23 protein-coding genes and 1 other RNA gene are annotated in these 23,497 nt (G+C 43.1%); 11 read left to right on the top strand and 13 right to left on the bottom strand.

Features of this window, described 5'->3' with window-relative positions; translation table 11 throughout:
* Together T488_RS0106350 and T488_RS0106345 are read right to left on the bottom strand one after the other, a co-directional pair.
* On the bottom strand, positions 1-743 hold a 743-nt coding region (locus T488_RS0106350), incomplete at its 3' end, for a cohesin domain-containing protein (protein ID WP_028520063.1).
* Between the two features lie 12 nt (positions 744-755).
* Positions 756-4,019: a BspA family leucine-rich repeat surface protein gene (locus T488_RS0106345; RefSeq protein WP_028520062.1), complete on the bottom strand. Its 3,264-nt coding sequence runs from the start codon at positions 4,017-4,019 to the stop codon at positions 756-758.
* A 691-nt stretch (positions 4,020-4,710) separates the two neighbouring features.
* Between T488_RS0106345 and ssrA the strand changes: the two genes are divergently transcribed.
* Positions 4,711-5,080: a transfer-messenger RNA gene (ssrA, locus tag T488_RS19265) on the top strand.
* 142 nt (positions 5,081-5,222) lie between these two features.
* Here the strand turns inward: ssrA and T488_RS19560 are convergent.
* The 11 genes from T488_RS19560 to T488_RS17155 all read right to left on the bottom strand — a co-directional run bounded on the left by T488_RS19560 (position 5,223) and on the right by T488_RS17155 (position 13,788).
* Positions 5,223-5,378, bottom strand: a complete 156-nt coding sequence (locus tag T488_RS19560; protein WP_155267172.1) for a hypothetical protein — start codon at positions 5,376-5,378, stop codon at positions 5,223-5,225.
* A gap of 17 nt (positions 5,379-5,395) precedes the next feature.
* Entirely contained in the window at positions 5,396-5,935 is a 540-nt protein-coding gene (locus T488_RS0106335) for a dockerin type I repeat-containing protein (protein ID WP_028520061.1), read from the bottom strand.
* Positions 5,898-6,173, bottom strand: a complete 276-nt coding sequence (locus tag T488_RS0106330; protein ID WP_028520060.1) for a hypothetical protein — start codon at positions 6,171-6,173, stop codon at positions 5,898-5,900. Before T488_RS0106330 ends, T488_RS0106335 begins: the two co-directional genes overlap by 38 nt.
* Positions 6,174-6,382: 209 nt before the next feature.
* Positions 6,383-6,538 (bottom strand): hypothetical protein, encoded by a 156-nt coding sequence (locus T488_RS19825; RefSeq protein ID WP_196243278.1) that lies wholly within the window; start codon positions 6,536-6,538, stop codon positions 6,383-6,385.
* A gap of 17 nt (positions 6,539-6,555) precedes the next feature.
* Positions 6,556-8,430: a ribosomal protein L7/L12 gene (locus tag T488_RS18665; protein WP_051536375.1), complete on the bottom strand. Its 1,875-nt coding sequence runs from the start codon at positions 8,428-8,430 to the stop codon at positions 6,556-6,558.
* 203 nt (positions 8,431-8,633) lie between these two features.
* Complete coding sequence (locus T488_RS17170) at positions 8,634-9,905, bottom strand: tyrosine-type recombinase/integrase (RefSeq protein ID WP_082320454.1); 1,272 nt, start codon at positions 9,903-9,905, stop codon at positions 8,634-8,636.
* 101 nt (positions 9,906-10,006) lie between these two features.
* Positions 10,007-10,201, bottom strand: a complete 195-nt coding sequence (locus T488_RS0106315) for a helix-turn-helix domain-containing protein (protein ID WP_028518167.1) — start codon at positions 10,199-10,201, stop codon at positions 10,007-10,009.
* 160 nt (positions 10,202-10,361) lie between these two features.
* Positions 10,362-10,496 carry a hypothetical protein gene (locus T488_RS20240; protein WP_278245068.1) on the bottom strand — a complete coding sequence of 45 codons (135 nt, stop codon included), beginning with the start codon at positions 10,494-10,496 and terminating at the stop codon, positions 10,362-10,364.
* Positions 10,497-10,754: 258 nt separating this feature from the next.
* Positions 10,755-12,083: a relaxase/mobilization nuclease domain-containing protein gene (locus T488_RS18660; RefSeq protein ID WP_051536374.1), complete on the bottom strand. Its 1,329-nt coding sequence runs from the start codon at positions 12,081-12,083 to the stop codon at positions 10,755-10,757.
* A complete protein-coding gene (locus T488_RS17160; protein ID WP_051536373.1) occupies positions 12,083-12,394 on the bottom strand; it encodes a plasmid mobilization protein in 312 nt (103 codons plus the stop codon). The genes T488_RS18660 and T488_RS17160 overlap by 1 nt, the downstream gene beginning before the upstream one ends.
* Before the next feature lie 350 nt (positions 12,395-12,744).
* Positions 12,745-13,788, bottom strand: coding sequence for an AAA family ATPase (locus tag T488_RS17155; protein ID WP_051536372.1), 1,044 nt, complete (start codon positions 13,786-13,788; stop codon positions 12,745-12,747).
* Positions 13,789-14,083: 295 nt separating this feature from the next.
* On the opposite strand from T488_RS17155, the gene T488_RS0106290 reads away from it, so the two are divergent.
* The 10 genes from T488_RS0106290 (at position 14,084) to T488_RS0106245 (ending at position 23,488) form a co-directional block, all read left to right on the top strand.
* On the top strand, positions 14,084-15,262 hold the full coding sequence (locus tag T488_RS0106290) for a DUF6076 domain-containing protein (RefSeq protein WP_028520059.1): 1,179 nt from the start codon (positions 14,084-14,086) through the stop codon (positions 15,260-15,262).
* Complete coding sequence (locus tag T488_RS0106285; RefSeq protein ID WP_028520058.1) at positions 15,255-16,091, top strand: sigma-70 family RNA polymerase sigma factor; 837 nt, start codon at positions 15,255-15,257, stop codon at positions 16,089-16,091. The genes T488_RS0106290 and T488_RS0106285 overlap by 8 nt, the downstream gene beginning before the upstream one ends.
* Positions 16,092-16,620: 529 nt before the next feature.
* Positions 16,621-17,109 carry a sugar transferase gene (locus T488_RS18655; protein WP_028520057.1) on the top strand — a complete coding sequence of 163 codons (489 nt, stop codon included), beginning with the start codon at positions 16,621-16,623 and terminating at the stop codon, positions 17,107-17,109.
* A gap of 367 nt (positions 17,110-17,476) precedes the next feature.
* Positions 17,477-18,019, top strand: a complete 543-nt coding sequence (locus tag T488_RS17145) for a PglB (RefSeq protein ID WP_082320452.1) — start codon at positions 17,477-17,479, stop codon at positions 18,017-18,019.
* Between the two features lie 78 nt (positions 18,020-18,097).
* Positions 18,098-19,033, top strand: a complete 936-nt coding sequence (locus T488_RS17140; protein ID WP_242838305.1) for a sugar transferase — start codon at positions 18,098-18,100, stop codon at positions 19,031-19,033.
* A complete protein-coding gene (locus tag T488_RS0106265) occupies positions 19,030-19,905 on the top strand; it encodes an NAD-dependent epimerase/dehydratase family protein (RefSeq protein WP_028520056.1) in 876 nt (291 codons plus the stop codon). Before T488_RS17140 ends, T488_RS0106265 begins: the two co-directional genes overlap by 4 nt.
* Positions 19,905-21,107, top strand: a complete 1,203-nt coding sequence (locus tag T488_RS0106260) for a glycosyltransferase family 4 protein (protein WP_028520055.1) — start codon at positions 19,905-19,907, stop codon at positions 21,105-21,107. Before T488_RS0106265 ends, T488_RS0106260 begins: the two co-directional genes overlap by 1 nt.
* Before the next feature lie 5 nt (positions 21,108-21,112).
* Positions 21,113-21,922, top strand: coding sequence for a glycosyltransferase family 2 protein (locus T488_RS0106255; RefSeq protein WP_028520054.1), 810 nt, complete (start codon positions 21,113-21,115; stop codon positions 21,920-21,922).
* Complete coding sequence (locus tag T488_RS0106250) at positions 21,919-23,058, top strand: glycosyltransferase family 4 protein (RefSeq protein WP_028520053.1); 1,140 nt, start codon at positions 21,919-21,921, stop codon at positions 23,056-23,058. Before T488_RS0106255 ends, T488_RS0106250 begins: the two co-directional genes overlap by 4 nt.
* Positions 23,059-23,110: 52 nt before the next feature.
* Positions 23,111-23,488 (top strand): glycosyltransferase, encoded by a 378-nt coding sequence (locus tag T488_RS0106245; protein ID WP_082320451.1) that lies wholly within the window; start codon positions 23,111-23,113, stop codon positions 23,486-23,488.
* Positions 23,489-23,497 lie beyond the last annotated feature (9 nt).

The following is a 23,497-nucleotide window of genomic DNA, read 5'->3' as shown; positions in this document are numbered from 1 at the left end:
TCTGCCTCAGCCAGATTGTTTCCGAAGGCTATACGATAGCTTCCGCCGCCGATCACATCTGCCGAGCCGTTATCGGGAGCAAGGGAAGTATATTCGATCTTTTTGAGAGTAAGAGCATCAGCATTCCACTTCAGATCTGCTGTACCCGAAACAAATCCGGGGTTCTGCTTTGCAGTTACGGGAACCCTGATCTCTCCGTCACCTTTTACAGGTGCATTTACACTGCCTATCTCTAAAAGCAGGTCATTCTCTGAAGTCTCGCCTGTAAGTGTTACATTTGCAGAGCCCAGCGATACAGACAATGCTTTCAGGTCTGTATTATATATAACTGCATTTTCAAGTGCTACAAGATGGTCTCCTGCTTTAGCCGTTTCCGTTACAGTAAATGTCAGGGTAAAGAATTCGCCTGAGCCTGTAAAGTTTTCGGTCTTTAAATTCTCTCCGAATGATACCCTGTATCTGCCCTGTGAGATCTCTGCCGAGCCGTTATCGGGAGCATTATCCGTATACGCTACGGATCTGAGCTTCAGAACCGTCCTGTCCCATACTATATCCACCGTTCCCGCTATATATCCGCTGTTCACTTCTGCTGTGACAGGGATACTTATTTCTGTTCCCGGCTTGCATTCTGCTGTGACACTTTCTGCGGAAAGCATCATATCAGAAGCCGCAAATACGGCTGTCGGAAGCAGGCAAAGCGATAGTACGGCAGAGAGGAGCACTGATATGATTCTTTTTATCATGATGCTTTCTCCTTATTTTTCTATCTCTGCTATGTATGTATCATAGCCGTCCCACGCTGCAACTGCACGGGAAAGAATAATTGAATCTCTTACATCGACTGTACCGTCACGGTCAAGGTCCGCTGCATCAAGGTCTATCTCGATACCTTCCCAGCCGTTTACATAGCGTGCTATGAGTTCTGCATCCAGTGTTGTTACCGAGCCGTCGCCGTCAACATCACCGACAAGGAGCTTTTCCTTGACTTCTTCGCTCCAGAGGGCTTTCACAACTGTATCGGCTGTGATCTTCAGTGTATCGCCCGCATTATAGGTCTTGTCGCCGATCTGCCAGCCTGCAAAAACCTTGCCGTCAGGGGCAGTGAAGGAACAGGACGGGAAGGCGAATGTGCAGCCCGAAAGCAGTACAGAGTCGGCTATGCTTCCGTCGCCGCCGTTTGCATCGAACTTTACGGATACTATGCTGTAATCCCACATTGCGTAAAGGGTAATATCCTCAGTTACCGTGATCTTTTCGCCCGCCTGTCTGATCTCACCGTTGATGAACCAGCCTGCGAACTCCTTGCCCTCGGGAGCAGTGAAGCCGCACTCAGGCAGAGCAAATTCCGCAAATGCTGTAACAGAGGCATCTTCCATTGTACCGCTGCCTCCGTCGGGGGCAAATGATACTGTGATCTTATTAGTTCCCGTTGCTGTGAACTGATATGTGACTATTATAGACTTTCCGTCCTCCATAGGCTGTATCCCTGCGGGCTTGCCGTTTACTGTGGCAGTTATGTCGGTGAGATCATCAGGGAATACATATCCGTCCTCAGCCGAAACAAGCACACGGACTGTATATTTATTGCCTGCCAGGAATTTAGCCCCCGGAGGCATTACATCGCCCGAAACGTCATCATCTGCCCAGTTCATGCCGTCTGTGCCGTAGTCCGCTATATCTGAGTCAGTACAGAGGACAGCGCCCTCGCCCGAAACTGTTGCGGTTTTTACGGGGAGCTCCGGCGCATTTGGTGCGACTACATCTGTGATGTCGACCCTGTAGATAGGCTCTGCCTCCTCACTTGCGGGAGTCTTTACAGTCTTGGTATAGAATGGCTTGCGCTCACCTTTTACGAGGACATATACCGTATACTCCGTATCTGATCTGAGCTTACCGATACCTACGCCGTTTATCTCGGCAAAGGTATACCAGTTCTCCTGATCCAGGCTGTAATAGTAAGTCGGAGCGACTGTGGGCTCCTGCCACAATGCATTATACATATCCTTTATCAGAACAGTATGTGCATCAGGGGCGCTGACGCCAAGATCATTCAGATAATGTGCCGCAGCTTTACGTCCGTCGGGTGCCTCATAGCTGTAGAAAGCCGATGACTTCCTGTAATTGGAAATATAGGCTAAAAATTCAAGCGAACCGTCTTCGAGGAGCCGGGCTGTGTTCTTTTCTGCCTCACAGAATACAGTTTTACCGTCAAAGCCGTAAATATCTGTATAAGCAAGAGCATCTTCCGTGGGCTCGGCAAAAACGTAATTCTCGTTGGGTCTCAGACGTACAGAGAGTAAGTATGCTCCGCCGTACACGAAAACATCATCACCGCTCAGTTTTTTTCCTGTAACGGCGTCTATCCAGTATGTGTTACTCATGTCTACCGTGTATTCATTACTCATAGCTTTAAGGTCTGAGAGCGAATCCCATGCCGTTGTACCCGGTGTAGGGAAAGTAAGATATTTAAGGTTATAATTCTCGGCTTTTATCAGATTTCTCTTATAATAAGCAGCAGAGCCGGAGGTGGTTTTGCTTATCTCAGCAAATTCTCCGCTTCCGCTTATCTTATCTCCCTTGCCGTTGAGCCAGCCGCCACCGTTGGGAAGCCTATGAGCTGCGACAACATCGCCGAATTTTGAGCTGAGATACAGCTTGCTGAGTGACTCACAGCCGGCAAAGAAGCTGTTCATATTTTCAGCATTGACTGTATCAAGACTTCTCAGATCAAGCTCCTTTAATGCCGTACAGCCGCTGAACATACTGGCTAAGTCAGTGCAGTCTGATGATGCGAAAGCCGTACCGCTGATAGATTCGAGGGCTTCACAGCCGCCGAACATTCCAGCCATTGTCATGACCTTTTCAAAGCTGAACTTTCCGAGATCAATTTTTTTCAGAGACTGACAGCCATAGAACATATACTCCATTGTTGTGACATTCGTTGTGTCAAATCCGCTGAGATCAATGTTTTCCAGAGCTGAACAGATACCAAATGTGTAATCCATACTGTCTACCTTGCTTGTATCCACACCTGTCAGATCAAGATTTATCAATGAATAGCAGCCATAGAACATATTCGACATTGACGTCATCCTGCTTGTATCCACATTGGAAAGGTCTATATCTGTACAGTTTGTATACCCATCAAACATACATGAACAGCTGTCTACGAATTTAGTGCCTTCCTGAGCGGCTATCTTTTTTACAGAGGTTTTCTTCTCAAAGCGTCTTATTGTTTCCCTGTCAACAACGTTTTTCAGCGTCAGGAGACCTGTTGTGCTGTTGTATGTGTAACAATCCGTTGCAGGCATGAGAGCATAGTCCCTGATATAGGTGTTTTTGCCGCTGTTTGAGATAACAGCATAGGTGTCCGTTCCGCTGATTATAGTATCCGGAGCCATGACGTTTGACCAGCCAAACTCACCTTGCTGTAAGCGGGAATCAGAAGTCAATCCTGAACAGCCTTTTCCCAAAGTCAGTTTTTTAAGAGAACTACATCCATAAAACATAGCACTTTGAAAATCTGTGCCTGATTTTATGGTAAAGCTGCTCAGATCAAGCTCCTCAAGAGATTTACAGGAATCGAACATCTGCTGCATATTTACAGCACTACCGGTATCCCAGCCCAAAAGGTCAAGCTTTTTCAGAGAAGTGCAATTATTGAACATCGCTCCAAACCTCTCGCAGGAGCTCACATCAGCCTTTGAAAGATCCATTTCGGTACAATTTACAAAACTATCAAACAGAAAAGAGCCTTGAGTTATCTTCGTCCCCTCTTCTGCAACTACTTTTTTGACCTTACTTTTGTCTTTGTAATTTAAAATCTCCGATCTGACATTTAGGTTGATCAAACCTTTCAGCGAAAGCACACCCGTGCTTTCGTCAAATGTATATGCGTCCGCTGCATATACATTTGCAGGCTTTTGCAGGAACCCTCCGCCGAACCGGGGCGGCGCTGCCCCCGTCGTCAGTGCCGCTGCTATCGCCAAAGCAGCAGCCCTTTTGATGATCTTCTTCATTTTTCGTCCTCCTTTAAAAAAATAAAAACGTACACAGAACAGAATTATCCCGTGTACGAATCAAACAATGTGAATATCCGCTGTAAAGCCGTTGCTTACATAGACTGAATATGATTTACACATATGAACTGCCCCCATAATTTCACGCCATATCATGTAAAAACTATTTGATTTATTATAGCATTTTTAACATGAATTGTCAAGAATGAGTTTATATTTCCGATATGTGTAAGTTTGTATATTTGACTATTACTAAAAAGATGGACCTATGATCGCTTTCCTCTCTTTTGTATGTTTGTTTCTGCTCATATCAGCAATTTTCCGGTGATCAGCCATCTCTCTATTGACAAAGTCAATAAAATATGATATTCGGTACATCCATATCAATCGTTACATAGACGTGGACAACGGCACATATAAGCGATTGTCTGAGCTTGTAAAGGACAAGGAATACACTGCACTATGGTCAAAGTTTTTTAACACGGACTGCACATACTCTGTAATGTGAACTCCGCTCATGAACTAACGGAATGGTACTCCCCTGGCGAACTATACCTGCATTGACGCAAACAAACAGGAAATATCTCTGCTTTTACAAATAACGACACCATTTGCAGTTGACAAACGGCTGAAAACAGTGTATAATGTTATTCGGAGCATTTCGGCTCCCCACCTCACTCCCTCATTATATGGGGGCGTAAAGGTTTCGACGGGGGTCTTGAAGTGTGATAAGCGAGCGGAGAATGGCGTGATCTCCATAACCTGCGCCACGTTTAAATATAAACGCAAGAAATAACATTACAGTTTCTAGAAATAGCGAACTGGTAGCTGCTTAAGTCAGCTTCTGTCCACCGAGGGAGTACCGCGGCTCTCGCTTGGGCATCGATCAGCGGTGAACGACTGACGGAAGTGTCCGTGTCCGCCAGTTGTATACGGACTACCTGCACCCGCAGCCCGTTTATCGGCGGCTCGTACAGGGAATCATAATAGGTAAAATACGCTCGTAGAAAGTTGCATGAACGGACTTTCGGACAGGGGTTCAATTCCCCTCGCCTCCACCAGAAGCAAGGCTCGCAAACGGCTTAGAATAGCCATTTTGCGAGCTCATTTTTTTTAAAAGTGCTCCCAACCACTTATTGACCACTTATTTTTTTATTTAACAATATCAGACGCTCCGCAGAGTTTTGTCTCTGCGGAGTATTTTTATGCCATAGTCTGCTCCATATTTTCTTCTTCAAGCTCGTCCTCATCTTCGTCAATATCCGGCTCAGCTTCCTTCATAATAAGATTAACGGCTCTGAAATTGCTTTCAGAGCCGTGATATGTTCCCTTTACAGAACTTTTATTTTTGACACACATCTGTCCAGATGGCGGTATCAGTTTTTCGTTACGGTAACAGTTGCTCCTGCACCTTCAAGGTCGGCAACGAGCTGATCTGCTTCTGCTTTTGTTGCTGAATCTGTTATTTTAACAGGTGCTGCAGCGACCCTATCCCTTGCTTCTACCAGACTGCATTCCAAATACTGATGAATAATAAAAGCGACTGATGTAGGTTTCTTTCCAGCATCTTCAAGGCGTATGGTATAGGTATCTTTCTGCTCGATTATCATTTGCTTTAACAGGCAGAGGTCGAAGACATCGAGTTTATCATCTTTGCACAGATCAGCATTCTGCCAGTAAGAGAGCTGAGTATCCGGAACAGCAAGCAGCCATTTTTGCAGCAGAACAGCATCAGCTATTGTGACCTCTCCGTCACAGTTGACATCACCAGGTGGACAATCGAAATATATCTTTACCTTTTCGATCGTACAGTATGTATCACCGGTGCAGCCTGTAAGTATAACTGAATCGGCATTTAGATCAGTTATTTCAAAAACATCATCGGATAAGGCAAATTTTACCGAGACTGGTATCACTAGCTTCTACAGCAAAATGAACCCCACTAAAGTTATGCACTTCGGGTAGATATGTGATTACCAATGTTTCGGAATCATATATATATGTTTGGTAAGTTGTTGCAATTGTTTCCACTGTTTCCTTAGCGTGTGCAGTAAGCTGATAGGTAGTTCTGTCAGTAATGGCGGTGTCAGCCAGTATGACACCAATAAGTAACACAGTTGACAATACCGTTGATATAATTCTTTTGATCTTCATAGAAAAACCTCCTTTTATATCATTGTATCCGCATATATAGGGATTCTCCCCTATATTATCGCCATTATATCATATTATTTGTGGAAAGTCAACTAAACAGAAGAGCATGCCTCGTCTCTACCAGAAGCAAGGCTCGCTAATGACTTAGAACAGTCATTTTGCGAGCTCGTTCTTTTTAAAAAGTGCTCTTGATCTTGACCGCTTATTTTTTATGCCATAGTCTGCCCCATATTTTCTTCTTCAAGCTCGTCCTCATCTTCGTCAATATCCGGTTCAGCTTCCTTCCTAATAAGATTAACGGCTCTGAAATTGCTTTCAGAGCCGTGATATGTTCCCTTTACAGAACTTTTATTTTTGACACACATCTGTGCAGAGAGCGTTATCAGTTTTTGGTGACAGAAACAGTTGCTCCTGCGCCCTCAAGGTCGGCAACGAGCTGATCTGCATCTGCTTTTGTTGCTGAATCTGTTATAGTAACGGGGGCTGAATTGACAATATTCTTTGCCTCTCCAAGACCGCATCCCAGATACTTATTGATTATCGAAATGGTCGAAGTTAAGGATGTTATATCCTCTCCGACTTTTTCAAGGCGTATGGTATAGGTATCTTTCTGCTCGATTATCTGCTGCCTTAACAGGCAGAGATCAAACCCATCAAGTCTGCCATCTTCGCACAAATCAGCGTTTTTCCAGTATGGTATCTGCGTACCTGGAATGGCAAGCAGCCATTTCTGAAGCCGCACAACATCGGCTACTGTGATATCTCCGTCACAGTTGACATCGCCTTTTTTATCAAAGCCATACTGGACGTAAGTGCCGCCTGTATTCTTAAATTCGGCAAATTCTGCACTGCCGCTGATGACAGTTGAAGAGTCACTTGCATTCACCCAGCCGTTTCCGTTTGGCAGCTCATGCCCCACGGCAATATCGCCGAAATTCTTTCCAAGCGTTAATACGGAAAGGTCTGTACAGTATCGGAACATTGAATCTGCACTTTCAACGTTGCTTGTATCGAAGCTGCTCAGATCAAGTGTAGTCAGGGAAGAACAATCATAAAACATATGTCTCATATTCGTCACATTGCTAGTGTCGAAGCTGCTAAGATCAAGAGCAGTCAATCTACAACAATCTCGAAACATATCATTCATTGACTGCACATTGCTTGTTTCGAAGCTGCTAAGATCAAGCTCAGTCAATCTAGAGCAATTATAGAACATATAAGACATAAGCGTCACATTGCTTGTGTTAAAGCTGCTAAGATCAAGAGAAGTCAATCCAGAGCAACCAGAGAACATTTGATCCATATCTGTCACATTGCTTGTGTCGAAGCTACTAAGATCAAGAGCAGTCAATCCAGAGCAACCAGAGAACATATAAGCCATATCTGCCACATTGCTTGTGTCAAAGCTGCTAAAATCAAGTACAGTCAGTCCAGAACAGGAACAGAACATCAAACGCATATCCGTAACATTGCTTGTGTTAAATCTGCTCAGATCAAGTGAAGTCAGCTCAGAGCACTCAGAGAACATATAACCCATGGACGTTGCATTGCTTGTGTCAAAGCTGCTCAGATCAAGTGTCTTCAGTGAAGAACATTTTTCAAACATACTGTCAAATCTTTTCACATTGTGTGTATCGAATCCACTAAGATCAACTGATCTCAGAGATGAGCATTTCCAGAACATCTGCTGCATATTTGTTACATTGCTTGTATCACAGCCGCTCATATCTACAGATGTAAGAGCAGGACACATAGCAAACATGTAATACATTTCAGTTACATTGCTTGTATCAAAACAGCTCAGATCAACTGATGTCAGCGCAGAACATTCGGCAAACATTGATTCCATGCTCGTAACTTTGTTCTCAGCAAAGCAGCTCAGATCGACAGAAGTCAGTGCTTTGCACCCAAGGAACATCTGACTTGTTCTGGTCACATTCGAGGCATCAGCATTCGAAAGATCAACTTGTGTGCAGCTGTCCAACCCGCCAAAAAGATTGGAACAGTCTGCCGGAAGGATCGTTCCTTCCGCCGCCCTTATAGTTTTGATATCATCATAGTGTGCAAAGTCCCAGAGTTCAATGCGATCCACATTGCCTTTCAGTGTCAGCGTCTGCGTGGTGCTGTTATAGGAATAGCACTCGCCGGCAGCATCCGCTGTAATGGAATAGTCACTGACCTCCGGTGATGCGAATGTGAATGCTCCGCCCACCATGCACAGCGATAACGCCGCCGCTATTATTCTTTTGATCTTCATAGAAAAACCTCCTTTTATATCATTGTATCCGCACATATAGGGATTCTCCCCTATATTATCGCCATTATATCATATTATTTGTGGAAAGTCAACTAAAGCAGAAGAGCGTGCCTCGTCTCTACCAGAAGCAAGGCTCGCAAATGGCTTAGAATAGTCATTTTGCGAGCTCATCCTTTTTAAAAGTGCTCTTGACCGCTTATTTTTTATGCCATAGTCTGCCCCATAGTTTCTTCTTCAAGCTCGTCCTCATCTTCGTCAATGTCGGGTTCAGCCTCCTTTGCGGACTTAGGTTTAGCGTTATTCCCCTCTCGGGTAAACCTAAGTGCATTGGTTATGGCATCGCAGTTTCTCGCTCTCGCCTCCTGGAACATATGGGAGTACAGGTTCAAGGTAGTTCCTACGATACTGTGTCCCATATCCGCCGACACTGCTACTACGTCTATGCCCTCGTAGATGAGAAGCGATGCGTGAAGGTGTCTCAGTGAATGTATGCCGCGGAAGGGTATGTCAATCTTCTCGCAGTAGCTTTTCAGGTACTTGTACGGCATTTCGGGATACATGGGTGAGCCGTTCCACTTGGTGAACAGCCTGTCGTTATCCTCCCACTTCGTTCCCAGCCGACGGGCTTCTTTTCTCTGCTCCTTGCGGTATTTCTTCAGCATATCCATTACGTCCTCGGGGAATTTTGCTACTCGCTGAGACTTCTTCGTTTTCGTAGTATCGGTGTAGATGCCCTTCGCAGGTGTGTAATGTGAAGTTCTGCGAACTCTTATGGTGTTGTAGTCAAAGTCGATGTCCTTCCACTCCAGTCCCAGCATTTCGCTCCTTCGGAAGCCGCTGTATATCGCCAGTGTTATGTAGACCTGAAACCACATTGGCTCATAGCCCAGATCTTCAAACAGCTTCTTCACTTCATCAAGGGTGTATATCTCCTTTTCCTTCTGCTCCAGCTTGGGTATCACAACTCTGCTGCACGGATTGTCCGTCAGCATTCCCATACGGATAGCGTAGCTGAATATGTCACTGATGAAGCTCAGGTGATGTATAGCAGTTTTTCGTGACAGCGGCTTGCCTGTGACCATGTGCCTGCCGTTTACGATAAGGTCGGTGATGAACATTTGTATGTCTCGGGACGTTATCTTGTCCATACGCTTGTGTCCGATTGCAGCGTAGATACGCTTGGTGACCTGCCGCATTTTTGAGAATGTGGTCGGTCTCAGGTTGACCTTTGCATACTCATCAAACCACTGCTCGGCGAATGTCTCAAACTTGACCGCCGATGTTATCTGACCTTTCTTGCACTCCTCCTCGAACAGCACCGCCTGTTTGTTGACTTCTTTGTCGATCTGACGAGGTGTCATGCCGGGTTCGGGATAATAGCTCTTGTACTGATTATGCTGTCTTCCGTAAATATCGTAGCCGCATGATACCTTTATCTCGAATGAACCATTCGGTCTTTTTCTTATAGTCGCCATATATTTTCCCTCCTTCATAAATATGGCGCGTTTTTGCCAACGACATCATACCACAACTCGGTGCGGAAGTCCAGAAAAAACGCGCCATTTCCACTATTTTTTTACGCGGTCTCTCCGCGCAGATATTTCAGGAATAATTCCTTGTTGATAAGATATTTATTGCCAGCCATGATGTGCGGCACCTGACCGCTCAGGCACATCTGGCGGACTCTGTACTCGGTCAGTCCCTCTACAAGAGCTGCCGCCTGCTTTATGGTAAGCATTACGATTTTAGTCTCTGTTTTGTTTTCAGCCATTCGATCATACTCCTTCTCATTGTCTTTATCTCGTTTCCTATGTGATTTGAATTGTTCATTTTACATTTCTCCTTTAAACAAAATAGCACTTATGACTAACATAAATGTAGGTCATAAGTGCTTTTGAGAATAAGAAAACCGCCTGAGCAATCAAGCGGTTTTATATTGACATTTTTTCTTCCCAGTTTTTTCGGGTTTCTTCGTCCCACTCTTTATCTGTCCCATCGTCTGCCCATGGCTGAGCAATAAGCTCCTGCTTTTTCATTTCCCAGTATTCTTTTTCTTCCTCAGTCATTACTAATCACCTTCTAATAAATTGAATATCCTGAACTCTGTATAAATACAATTGAGTAGCAGTGCTTTGTTTTGTGTACTCCCTTAAAATACATTATAACCTTTAGCAACTCATTTGTCAACACTCTCGTATGGGACGCCCCTTGCTGAGCCTGCGATTTGCCGACTCAGGTACCGCTTCGGTAGTTGAGCTCTGAATGATAACTCACGGACGTTTTGCCCCTGAGTCATGTGACTCCCTGTATCAGGGAGTCATTGATTATCCCATATGCATACCGAGTTCTTCCTTTTTTCTGAGCTCCTTCGCGAGTGCCTTCCTGTCAATGTGCTCCCGAGCGTACTCGGTATCGTCGGCAGGCTCAGGCTCATCCTCGATTATCGAAGCCATAGCAGCAATGCCACCGACGATATCAGGTGCAGCAATTCTATCAGCACCACCAGTCGGAGCAGTCTGAAGCCGTGACTTCTGCTCTGCTCGTCTGAGCATTTCAGCTGCGATAAGGTCTGCTCGTTCAGCCTCCCAGCCTGTGATACGAGGTTCTTCGCCGTCTGATCCAGCTTCGATACCTCTGCCGTCACGTTTTGTGACGTCTGCTCCTGTATCTCCTTTCCCTGTTCCAGCAGCTGATTGTATATCGTCCGCTGATTTTGCAGGTACTGTTTCATCTGTGCATATGTCATTGTCTCGTCTGTCTGAGCCTTGACATCGAACAGCGTATCTGTCAGAAGTTTCAGCTGTGATATCAGCGCCAGCCAGTTGTGTTCCTGTACGCAGACCATAGTTGGTATGTCCTGTGTCTCCTGCATATTCTGCTTGGAGGCTTCTTTCGCTTCTTCGTATTTCGAATTCATATTCCATATTCTCCTTCCTATATTTCGCTTCGTGCAATTTATTGTCGCGGCATCTTCTGCCATTTGGGCAGGTGTATGTGATGTACTTTCGGCTGTCCTCCCACCGAACATCATAACCCATTTGCTTCATGTAGAAGCGGAATTGTTTCTTGCTCTTGGCTCTTTTCATTACCACGTCAATGGTATTGGAGAGAGCCATTTTCCAACTCTCACATCGCATTGCAACTCGATACTCGCCGTTAGTGATTCCATTACTCTGCTTGTGAATCTCAGGTTTGCTGAGCGTTGTCACTCCGTACTTTTGACAGATTTCATCGCTGAGCTGTCGCAGATCTTGCAGTGTGAACTTGTTTGAGTGGTACTTCAAACCTGTGTTAGCGTTGACTGCGTTGAGTATGAAGTGCGAGTGTATATGGTCGACATCAGTGTGAGTTGCCACTACAACTTCGTGTCCCGGGAAAGCTCTCTTCGCGAACTCAACTGCTATCTTGTGAGCAAGTGCAGGCTCAATCTTGTAGCCACTTGGGTGTGACTGGACGAAATGATAGTAGCGTATTCCGTCAGTCTTGTTGTACATCTCACGGGTATTCTTAAATTCCTGATAGGCGGTGGGCAGCGAACAATTGAGAGCAGTCACATATTTTTTGCCATCGGTCTTGTCATCGCGGCAGATGTAGTCCAGACTTTTCTTTCCGCCGCCACCGCCTTTCGTGCTTATCGCTGTGACCGTCGCCACTATTTCACCTCCCGAAGCAGCTGACCTATCAGCTCCGTGACCTTCCTGTGCTCGTCGAGGAGCGGCTGAAAATTCACGACGGTCAGCCTGTCCATGTTTGCAAGTGTAGCAATCTGGTTGAGATTACGTCCGATAGCTTTCTGCTGCCGGACTATCTCATCGATGCCGTTGGCGACAACGATTTTCTTACCGAGAGCGCACCGCAAAATGAAGTCGTTGAGCTTCAAACCATGCCTCTCAGCCTGTTCATGGATATGTCTGCTTTCTTCCTCTGTACAGCGTATCGCTATGGTCGTGTTTCGTTTTCTCATGTTATCATCCTCCTTTTTTCTATGCCAATTAAAGTGGGTTCGGGCTTCTGCCCGACAAGCAAGGCGGCAGGCGGAATGCCAGCTGCTATGCTTGCCGGCTTTTCTGAGCCGATTTCTTGGGTACCGCCACTGCTTCTGTCCTCTGCGAATAATTCCGTAACGTTTCGTTACTGTTTTATTCGCCACACTCGCTCCACGTTGCACCACAATCGCTTTTGTGGGTGCAGTTGGGATAACTACCCGATTTCTATATTGGTGGCAAATATGGGCGTTTTTGTGCGTGACAGTAACTCAGCCGTGACGGTAACTCTACCGACACGAAAAACTACTGACACGCCCCGCAGATGAAGCTATATAGACGTTTGTGAACTGTCAGGCAGTGCCTGCGTGACGGTAACATTTCTACCGTCACTACTGTCACGCTCGCCGTTGTAGTGAAGAATAATAACTCGACCTTTGTGAACTCTTTCGTACCTGAATTCAATTCCGTACTTGCTGAGCTCATATCCGTTCTGGACTAAGTCGCGGGTTACTCTGTTCGGATAAATGACTTCATCTGTAACTGTTTTCAGCTCAGCGACTAACTCAGTTGCAGTACCTTCAAAGTGGATTCGCACCTTGATGAAAAGATAAACAGCAGAGAGAACAATATTGTCGCGGCTCTTCTGTGTCGCAGGTTCATTTTCAACTATCCAACGCATGACATCAGTATCGAAATGCATTCGCAGTTCAGTGTATTCAATGTCACGCCCCTGACAATACATAATAGCTTTTCCTGAGCCGCACTTTGTTTCCTTGAGCGCAAAGTTTCCGTCAGTAGCTCCGCCGATACCTGTACTGCCTGTCATCATATTGAACGGATTATCGTCCTTAGCTTTTCGCATATGATGTATCAGCAGTATGCAGATGTTCAAGTGATACGCAAGCTGTTTGAGAGCGATCAGTTCTACGTAGTCAGCGCCATAACTTGACTCAACATTGCTGCGCACCATTTGCATTACGTCAACGACAACTATTTTCAAATCGCTGTGTTCTTTCTTGAAAGCTTCTATCTGCTCTTCAAGACCGCTGCCTATTTTGTCAGCAACTGTTGCAAAGTGAAGATTCTCAATCGGTTCGGCATTCATCTTAAACAATCTGCGCTGTAGTCGCTGATAGTTATCCTCGAGACAAAGATACAAAGCAGTTCCCTGAATAGTATCACGTCCGAGTACAGGAACTCCTGTTGCAATGCTGAGGCATATATCCATTGCCATCCACGACTTGCCTACCTTCTGTGCACCTGCAAGGACGTACAGTCCCTGCGTAAAAAGTCCGTCAATGATGAACTCCTTCGGCTTGAACACCGTTGACAGTATTTCTTCAGCGGTTTTCGTTTGTAACATATTACTCATAGCATTCCTCCTTTCCTTCAGTGTAGAAACAAAATTGCCGCAGCTGAATCAACAACTGCGGCGATCGTGTCCCTCTAATATATATTATGGGAACTTTTTTTCATTTGCATAAAATGTGGAGACATTTTTTTTTCGTTTTCGGAGACATTTTTTCTTGCCGATATATCGGGATATGAGATTTATCACATATTCATAATGCAGAAAAAGAAATTTTGTTCGGTTTGACTATTGCAAGCAGAACATATGTGTGATATAATATATAAAAACATTTGTTCTCATTGTTAGGAGGCATACCATGCAAGGATACATTGATGTGATCGTTAAGGGCAATAAAATAATTATCAAAGGACAGGAGTTCCTTCTCGGCGAGCTTTCTGTTTCTCTTATGAACGTGGACGATGATGTACTGCGGCAGATGTCAAAGCATCTTGTTGAGCTTGAACGTCTTGCGTGTATATGCAGAGAGAAGCACGTCTTTTACCGCAAACTCATAGACACTGACAAAGAACGCAAGGCTGAGCTTGCACAGGACGAGCATATTAAAATACCTACATTTGATGAGTGGATAGAAATACACGAACACGTCTGTGCAATTCAGGAGCTTATGCAGACCTTCAAGATGGGAGAGGTACTTATGTCCCCTGTCGGAAAGGACTTCATGAAGCATTTTGAAAATGCGGAATTCGGAACAGAGCAGTATAACTTCAACTGGATGTGGTATCTTGAACTGCTGGACATAACTATGGGCTTTGTCGAAGATGTATTTGCGGTATTACGCACTTTCAGAATGTTCACGGTGCATATTATCTCGTTCCTGAAAAAGTACGACATTAACCACCTTGCCGGTGCTTATCACATACTGATGTGTGATCCACGCTACAGATGGATGGTCGCAAACTTCAATGATCCGGACAAGGTGACTTACACAGACTCAGACTTTATGATCTTGCAGTATAAACCTATGTATGATCCGGTAAAAAATGAATATATCATAGCAGAGTATTTCCGAATGGACAATTTGCAGGCAATCGCTAAGACAGATATGCTCCGGGGACTTATGAAGGGACATTTCCCTCGCCGCTGTGAAAACTGCGGACGTTACTTCCTTATGACGAAAGCTTATCGGACAAGATTCTGCGATATGCCGTCGCCGGAAGATACAAAGCGTACCTGCAATCAAATGGCGTATGCAAAGAAGAAGGTCAAGGAAGAAAAAGCCGATGATCCTAAGTATCAGAGTTATCGCCGCTGCATAAAACGAATTGAAAAAGCATTTCAGAGAGAAGCTCTTACCGAAGTGCAGAAGGAGCTTCTGCTGTCAAAAGCGGAGGAGTTATACACAGAAGCTATGATGTCTCCTGAATACAGCAACGAGGAATTTGAAGCAATGCTGCAATCTAAGAATTTGTATAAGAGCTGCGGAATTAACATTCCGAGGAAAGGCAGACCTAAGAAAGGAACGGACAATGACTAACGAGGAACTGTTAAAACAGTTTTATGACGGAGACAAGGCTGCACTCCACGCACTTTACGGACAGAATACCGGTTTTATACATGAAACAGTGAATGCAGTTGCGAAACGTTATCGCTCATTTATCCATTCGCAGGATACGCTTGATGACTTGTTTCAGATTGCTTCTCTCGAGTTTATTGAGAGACTTATGTCGAAGCTTTATGTTCCGGATACAAGTTCTTTTCTCACCTATATCAAGCCTTTTATGGAAGCAAGTATCCGCAATCATATCATCGACTCCAGTTCACTTTTCAAGCTGTCCCACAAAAGCTTCAGCCTTATCAATAAATGCAAGCGGCTGCATAAGAACGGCAAGTCTGAAAAAGAGATAGCTGAGGAGCTCGGTATAAGTCTCTCGGTAGTCAGCAGGTGTTTACAGTACTCCTTCGTGTACTCCGTTATCATATATGGCAGTGAAGAGGATAACTTTGGCTTCGACTATATCACCGAGGATAGGCTCGGTGAGAACGAGCTTCACCCTGACAACGATGTATATATAAAGCTCTGCTGTGAATACTTAAAGCCGCTGTTTGATCAGCTGTCAAAGAAGGAACAGGAGATCCTCGGCAGGTACTTCGGAGTTTTCGGCTATGAGGAGATGTCCGCTAATGATATATCTGCGCTAATGCTCATGACGCCGAATGCGGTAAATAAATCCGTAAATACCTCACTGAACAAGCTGAAAGAGCTATACTACAAGGACAGCAAGCTATTTTACTGGCGGAATGCTAATTGGGGATTTAAGGACCGATATGTGGTCTATTTAGATGAAGGATCCAAGCAGCTCTGAGAGTGTAATGCTCTCGGAGCTGTTTCTTTTCCTAATGAGTAATGTCACAACGTCCAATCGACCAAACGGAGCCATGTTTCGTTGGTTTGCTCCATAAGAAAAGCTCTTCGGAAATATACTTTCTGTACTATACAAGCCAAATATAAATTTTCGTAAAGAAGGCATAAAGAAAATATATATACAACCTATGACGGTCAACGGTTTCTTTGTTTGTTATGCCTAAAAACAGTCCGCTCTGCTTGACACTTATGACAAATAATGATATAATTAAAGTTGCGAAATAATATGATATTTCCGAGAATTGCGAGCTATCGGAATACATTTGCATATAAATATAGACGGCTTTTCAGTTGGACATTCATTGGCAGTATATCAATGTGAGGCTTGTTATAACTGGAACGTCTTATTTTATTTGAATCATCGGCGACAACAAAACTATTCGTGAGTTATTATTCTCAGCTGTTATTTCCGTAGATGCAGTCATCTATAGAAATTGTTTTTAGAATGAATTATTTAGGGTGAGTAGGAAATGAAAGAATTGAAAAAAGCATTGGCAATAACTGGAGCTATTCTCGGTACTGCATATGTAGTTATGAATTTTGCAGCTAAAAGCCAGAAGACAAAAGCAACTTATCAGGATAAACCAGAGGAAAAGAATCCTATGGAGGGCAAAAAGGTAGTTTTCATCGAAGATGAAAATGATCTTGTGAATGCAGATGGCCTTAACGGACATCTTGAATCTGTCGGAGATTCGTCACACCTTCCTACGGTTTATGAGTCATGCGTTAAGCGTGGAATTGATAAGTTGCTTTCTTTTTTTGGCATGGTAACTCTCGCACCTGTATATGCTGTTACCGCACTTGCTATCAAGTCTGATGACCCAGGTCCTGTTTTATTCAAACAGAAAAGAGTCGGTCAGAACAAGCAGTACTTCGAACTGCTTAAATTCCGTTCTATGTCAGTGAATACGCCTAACCTCTTATTTATAAAAGGTGAAAAGATGGCGAAAACAGCGTAAAATCGAGGGGAATGTACATTAAAATCCATCATAGTTTCGTTACATTTTCGTGGTAATATCATTGCATTATCAGGTATGAACACTTCCGACGCATCGGCGGAGAATTTACCTTTTGAGCTGAAGAAGGTCATTGGTATGTCAATTGTTGGTAGTATGTACATAAGAAGCTGTTATAGATTAAAGTTGGCGGGTTGATATAAGCTGCTCAATATGTTAGCGGTTGATATGAGCTTGTTAATGAACATAGTGTGTTAGGAGCACACGGTTGGTTCTTATATATAGTATTTCCGAGACCAAGAGTTTTTTGGTCTCTAAAAGTCGTATTAATCCACCTTGACATTGTTATAATCTTTTAGGGGGCGTGTTTATGAAGAACTTACTTATCATAGGTGCCGGACAATATGGTATGGTCGCCAAGGAAATCGCAGAATCGATGAAGTACTTTGAGAAAATCGATTTTGTTGATGATGTATATCCGTCTGCCGTCGGAAAGATCTGTGATATTGATAAGTTGATTCATGAATACGATTCGGCGGTTGTTGCGATTGGAAATACTGAGCTCCGCCTGAATCTGATAAAAGGATTATGTGAGATCGGTTATGAAGTGCCGACTCTCATTCATGAAAAAGCATATGTTAGTCCGTCGGCAAAAATCGGCATAGGTTGCTTCATAGAGCCTATGGTTGTTGTTCATACCGCAGTGACCGTTGAAACAGGATGCATACTTTCCGCCGGAGTGATCTTAAACCACAACAGTGTTGTTCACGAAGGCTGCCATATTAACTGCGGCTCTGTTGTTAAAGCAAGAGCAGAGATCAAGGCTGGTACGCAGACAGGCTATAATGAAGTATGTGATACCGAGAAGGTTGAACATATGAAACAGCATGAGAAATTGCCTGTTGCTGTGTGAGTGGATAAAGCTTGATGAATCATTTGTGTGGAACACAGTAATGATATGAGATATAAAAATAAGGTGAGGTAAGAGATTGTGAAAGAGCAGACTAAGAAAAATCTGAAAACAGCAGCTGCGGTAACCGGTTTGGCTTTGGGTGCTACATATCTTGTAATGCGTCATATTGCCAAGAAACAATATCCCGACTCTGTTTACGCTAATCAGCCGGAAGAGCAGAATCCGGTACAGGGTAGAAAAGTAGTGTTTGTCGAGAATGCGGATGATCCTGTAAACGCAGACGGAAAGCAGGGGCACCTTGAGGCTGTTGGAAACAGCACACATATCCCGACATTCTATGAGAAGTACATCAAGCGTGGATTTGATGTTATTCTTTCCTTCGGCGGCCTTGTTGTTTTAGCACCTGTTTACGCTGTTACAGCTCTTGCTATTAAGGCTGACGATCCCGGTCCCGTGTTCTTTAAGCAGAAGCGTGTGGGAACGGATAAGTCTTACTTCGAGTTGCTTAAATTCCGTTCTATGTCCGTCAATACGCCGAAGGACGTTCCGACGCACATGCTGAAGAACGGCGGTATCACAAAGGTTGGCGGTTTTATCCGCAAAGCTAGTATTGACGAACTGCCGCAGCTTTGGAATATCTTCCTCGGCAATATGAGTGTGATTGGCCCGCGCCCCGCTCTTTGGAATCAGGATTATCTGACGGCTGAGCGTGATAAATATGGCGCGAATGATGTGAAGCCTGGTTTGACTGGGTTGGCTCAGATTAGTGGTAGAGATGAGTTGGAGATAGAAGAAAAGGCTAAACTGGATGGTGTGTATGCGAAAGCTCTTAGAAGCAGTAGCTTATCTGGCTTTCTCATGGATTGCAAGATGTTCTTCGGTTCGGTTACCGCTACACTGAGAAGCAAGGGCGTTGTTGAAGGTGGCACAGGAGCTATTGCAAAAGAGATTGATAAAGCGCAGACCATTACTGAAGATACAGAGATTGATAAGGATAGAACGGTAGAGGTATGAAGAAGATTTTAATCACAGGTGCAGGTTCATATATTGGCACCTCGTTTGAAGAATATATGAAGCAATGGTCTGAAAAGTATCAGGTGGACACACTGGACATGATCGGCGATAGTTGGATGAAGTACGATTTCTCCGGCTATGACAGTGTTTATCATGTAGCAGGTATTGCCCATTCTGATAATGGTAAGATTAGTAAAGAGAAAGCAAAGCAGTACTATGAGGTCAACACAAAGCTGACCATCAGAACTGCTATGAGGGCAAAGAAAGCAGGAGTTAAGCAGTTTATCTTCATGTCGTCAGCTATTGTTTATGGTGACAGCGCACCGATTGGTCATAAAAGAATGATTACGAAGGATACACCTGTAAGTCCGGCAAACTGCTATGGTGATAGTAAGGTTAGAGCTGAGAAAGGTCTCAGGAGACTTGAAGATGAGAACTTCAAGGTGGTCATCTTACGTCCGCCGATGATCTACGGAAAAGGCAGCAAAGGAAACTATCCTCTGATGTCTAAGTTGGCACAAAAGCTGCCTGTGTTCCCTTATGTGGACAATTGTCGTTCAATGCTTTACATTGAGAACCTCATGGGATTTGTAAGGCTGATGATTGAGAATGAAGAAAGAGGAACATTTTGGCCACAGAATGCTGAGTACAGCAATACGAGTGAGCTTGTTAGAATGATAGGAAAGGCTCATGGTAAAAGAATTGTATTACTGAGAGGATGCACTATACCGCTTAAGATAGTAGGTTTAGGAACAGGACTTGTTGATAAGGCTTTCGGTAATCTAGCTTATGATCAGTCCCTTAGTAATTATAAGGAAGAGTATAGGAATTGCTCGCTAAAAGAAAGTATAAGAAGAACAGAGAGAGGTTAATGAGTAAGAAACATATTTTGGTCATCAGCCAGTATTTCTATCCTGAACAATTTCGCATAAATGATATGTGTGCAGAATGGGTAAAGCGTGGGTATAAAGTAACTGTATTAACAGGATATCCTAATTATCCAGAAGGAAAATACTACGATGGGTATGGTTGGTTTAAAAGAACAAGGCAACGCTGGAATGGCGTTAACATAATCCGTATTCCCTTAACTGCAAGAGGACAAGGCTCTGTTAAGTTGGCTTTGAATTATTTCTCTTTCGTTATTTCTGGTTTTCTTTGGGCTTGGACTACTCATATTAAAGCAGATTATGTGTTCACGTTTGAAGTATCACCAATGACGCAAGCTTTAATTGGCACTTGGTACTCAAAGCGTAGAAAGATACCAAACTATTTGTATGTCCAAGACCTATGGCCAGAGAATGTTGAAATAGTCACAGGCATTCACAGTCCTCTTGTAATCAAGCCGATAGAGGCGATGGTAAATCACATCTATAAACATTGTGATGTGATTTTTGCTACATCCCCAAGCTTTGTAAAAGAGATACAAAAAAGAGTTAAACATAACAAGCAGAAGGTTAAGTATCTTCCGCAATATGCTGAGGAATTCTACAAGCCAGTTGAGCGAAAACCAGTACCTGAAATCCCAGACGATGATTCATTCAAGATAATCTTCACAGGAAATATCGGAAAGGCACAGGGACTTGATATTCTCCCCAAAACCGCTAAATTGCTCAAAGGCAAGGAGAAAGTAAAGTTTGTAATCGTCGGTGATGGCAGAGATAAGGATAACTTTCTGAAACAGATCGCTGACAATGGTGTTCAGGATATGTTCATCATGATCGACAGGCAACCGCCTGAGCGCATCCCAGAACTGCTGGCAGCTTGTGATGCGGCGTTCATTTCGTTTATGCCAGATCCGCTGTTTGAGAAAACGATACCGGCTAAGTTGCAGTCTTATATGGCTTGCGGAATGCCGATTATTGCCGCGGCAACTGGTGAGACAAAGAGGATTGTTGAAGGATCAAAATGTGGTTTGTGTTCTGATATTGGTAATGTTGCAGAGCTTGAAAAAAATATAAAACAATTGATACACTCGTGTGATATGGATCAAATGAGTAAAGTATCCGGACAGTACTACATTTCTCACTTTAACAAGAATAAGATCATGTCTTATATAGATTCTTATTATAGGTGATTTACATGAACGATATTACGGTTATCATTCTTACAAAAAACGAACAGAAAAACATAAAAAAATGCATTTTATCCGCAAAACAAATTTCAAATAGGATTATTATTGTTGACTGCGGTAGTGATGATCAAACAATTTCTATTGCAAAACATTGCGGTGCAGAAGTCTATTACCATGCATGGGAAGGACATGCAAAACAGTTTAATTGGGCATTAGATAATTGCCAAATAGCTACTGAATGGGTATTTCGACTTGATGCAGACGAAAGAATATCCGAAGAACTTGCGAAAGAGATAAATCATAAACTTGCTTCTAAGCTGTCGAAGCATATTGACGGATATGAAATGAGATGGCGAGTTTATTTTATGGGAAAGTGGATAAAACATGGCGGAACCCATAAACCATATTTCCTTCGTTTATTCAGAACTGGAAAAGGCCGTGTGGAAGAGAAGCTTATGGACGAGCACATTATTGTTAAAGGCGCGGTGCATAGGTTAACTAACGATTTGATTCACTACGATTATAAAGGCTTGGATGCCTGGTTAAACAAGCACATTTGGTATAGCAATCTTGAATTGAAGATGTATGAGGAACAAGGTGAACTAACCGGTGGGAATGTATTGCAAAAGAAAAAAAGAGGTTTTTATTATAGACTTCCGCTCTTTCTAAGAGCAAGGCTATATTACTGGTATAGATATTATGGGCAGCTTGGCTTTCTTGATGGAACTGAGGGAAAGGTATTTATATATCTTCAAGCATATTGGTTCAGATTTTTGGTCGATGCGAAAATTTACGAAAAAGGAACATTAAAGGAATGAAAAAAAGAATTGCTATTTTTATCGGTGGCTATCTGCCTGCAAAAAAGTATGGTGGCCCCGTAACCAGTATAGCGAATTTAGTAGAGAATCTATGTGATGACTTTGATTTTTATATCATATCGAATGATCATGAGTTTCAAGAAACTGAACGGCTATCCGGAATTAAACAGGGTTGGAATAAAGTTGGAAACGGAAAAGTTCTCTATTTAAGAGAAAGTGAGTATTCCTACAGAAGATTCATATCTATTCTGGATAAAGTAAAGGCAGATATGGTGTATCTATCTAGCGTGTTCTATTATCAAATGAACTTTCCTGCAATTCGCGCAGCTAATAGATTAGGAATTCCTATTATTTTGGCTCCACGAGGCGAACTGTGTGAAGGTGCAATGAAAATTGGTAAAACTAAGAAAGAGATATTTCTGTGTATTGAAAGAGCGTCAAAAATCTTTAAGAATACGTATTTCCAAGCAACAAGCGAAGACGAAGAAACGGCAATAAAAAAATACTTGAAAATAAGTAATGACAGAATATTTAATTTGCCTAACATGGCTTGTAAAGTTTCCCTTAGCAACATGGAACCGAAATCAGATGATTGCTTGAGATTGGTGTATATTTCAAGACTTGTTAGAAAGAAAAATGTTCTTTTTGCGATACAACAAATAAAAAAATGTAAAACTAAGATTAGATTTGATATTTATGGTCCGATTGAAGATAAGGAATACTGGGAAGAATGTAAATTTGAATTAGCAGATTGCCCAGATAATGTCATCATTGAGTACCGAGGCGCGATTAGTCCAGGCGAATCAGTGAGTGTTTTCAAAAAATACAATATATTTGTTTTCCCAACATTGAGTGAGAACTATGGTCATGTTATAGCTGAGGCGCTTGCCGCCGGATGTCATCTAATTGTGAGTAAGGGAACTACTCCGTGGGATGATATTCACGATCATGGTGGATATGCTCTATCACTTAACGATGGTGATAGTTGGAGCAAAACTATAGATTTTGTTTCGAGGATGAATGAAGACGATTATCTGAGTTTTAATCAGACTCTTCATAAATATGTTGAAACTAAATTGCTTAATGATGACCTAAATAACTCATATATTGATATGTTCAGCAAAGTGATGGGATAATATGAAAAAGGTTTACACGTTAACGTTTTGTGATACACCTAACTAAGAAGCAATAAAGCTTCTCCCTCCAAATGTTAAGTGTGAATATAAAGGACTTGTTTCGCATGAACAGGTTCATGCTGTGTTTAGCCAATATGATGCATTCCTTTTTCCGACATTGAGTGCTAACTATGGCCACGTTATAGTTGAGAGCCTAATTGTAGGTACAAAGGTGATAATTAGTGATCAGACACCATGGAATGATGTCGAAGAGAATAACGCTGGATTTGTCTGCCCATTAAATGACAACGATGGCTTTGTTAAGGCTATTATGTATGTAGTCAATAACACCAATGATGAAGCTAATGAGGCAGAGGCGTATATCGCGAAAAAAGTCCGATTAGAAGAACTTAAACGGAAATATGAGTCTGCTCTAAATAGCGGAAGATAGAGGATTGAA

It is taken from the genome of Ruminococcus flavefaciens ND2009 (assembly GCF_000621785.1).
GTDB classification, from domain to species: Bacteria; Bacillota; Clostridia; order Oscillospirales; family Ruminococcaceae; genus Ruminococcus; species Ruminococcus flavefaciens_C.
This window is presented reverse-complemented; position numbering and strand designations above follow the sequence as displayed.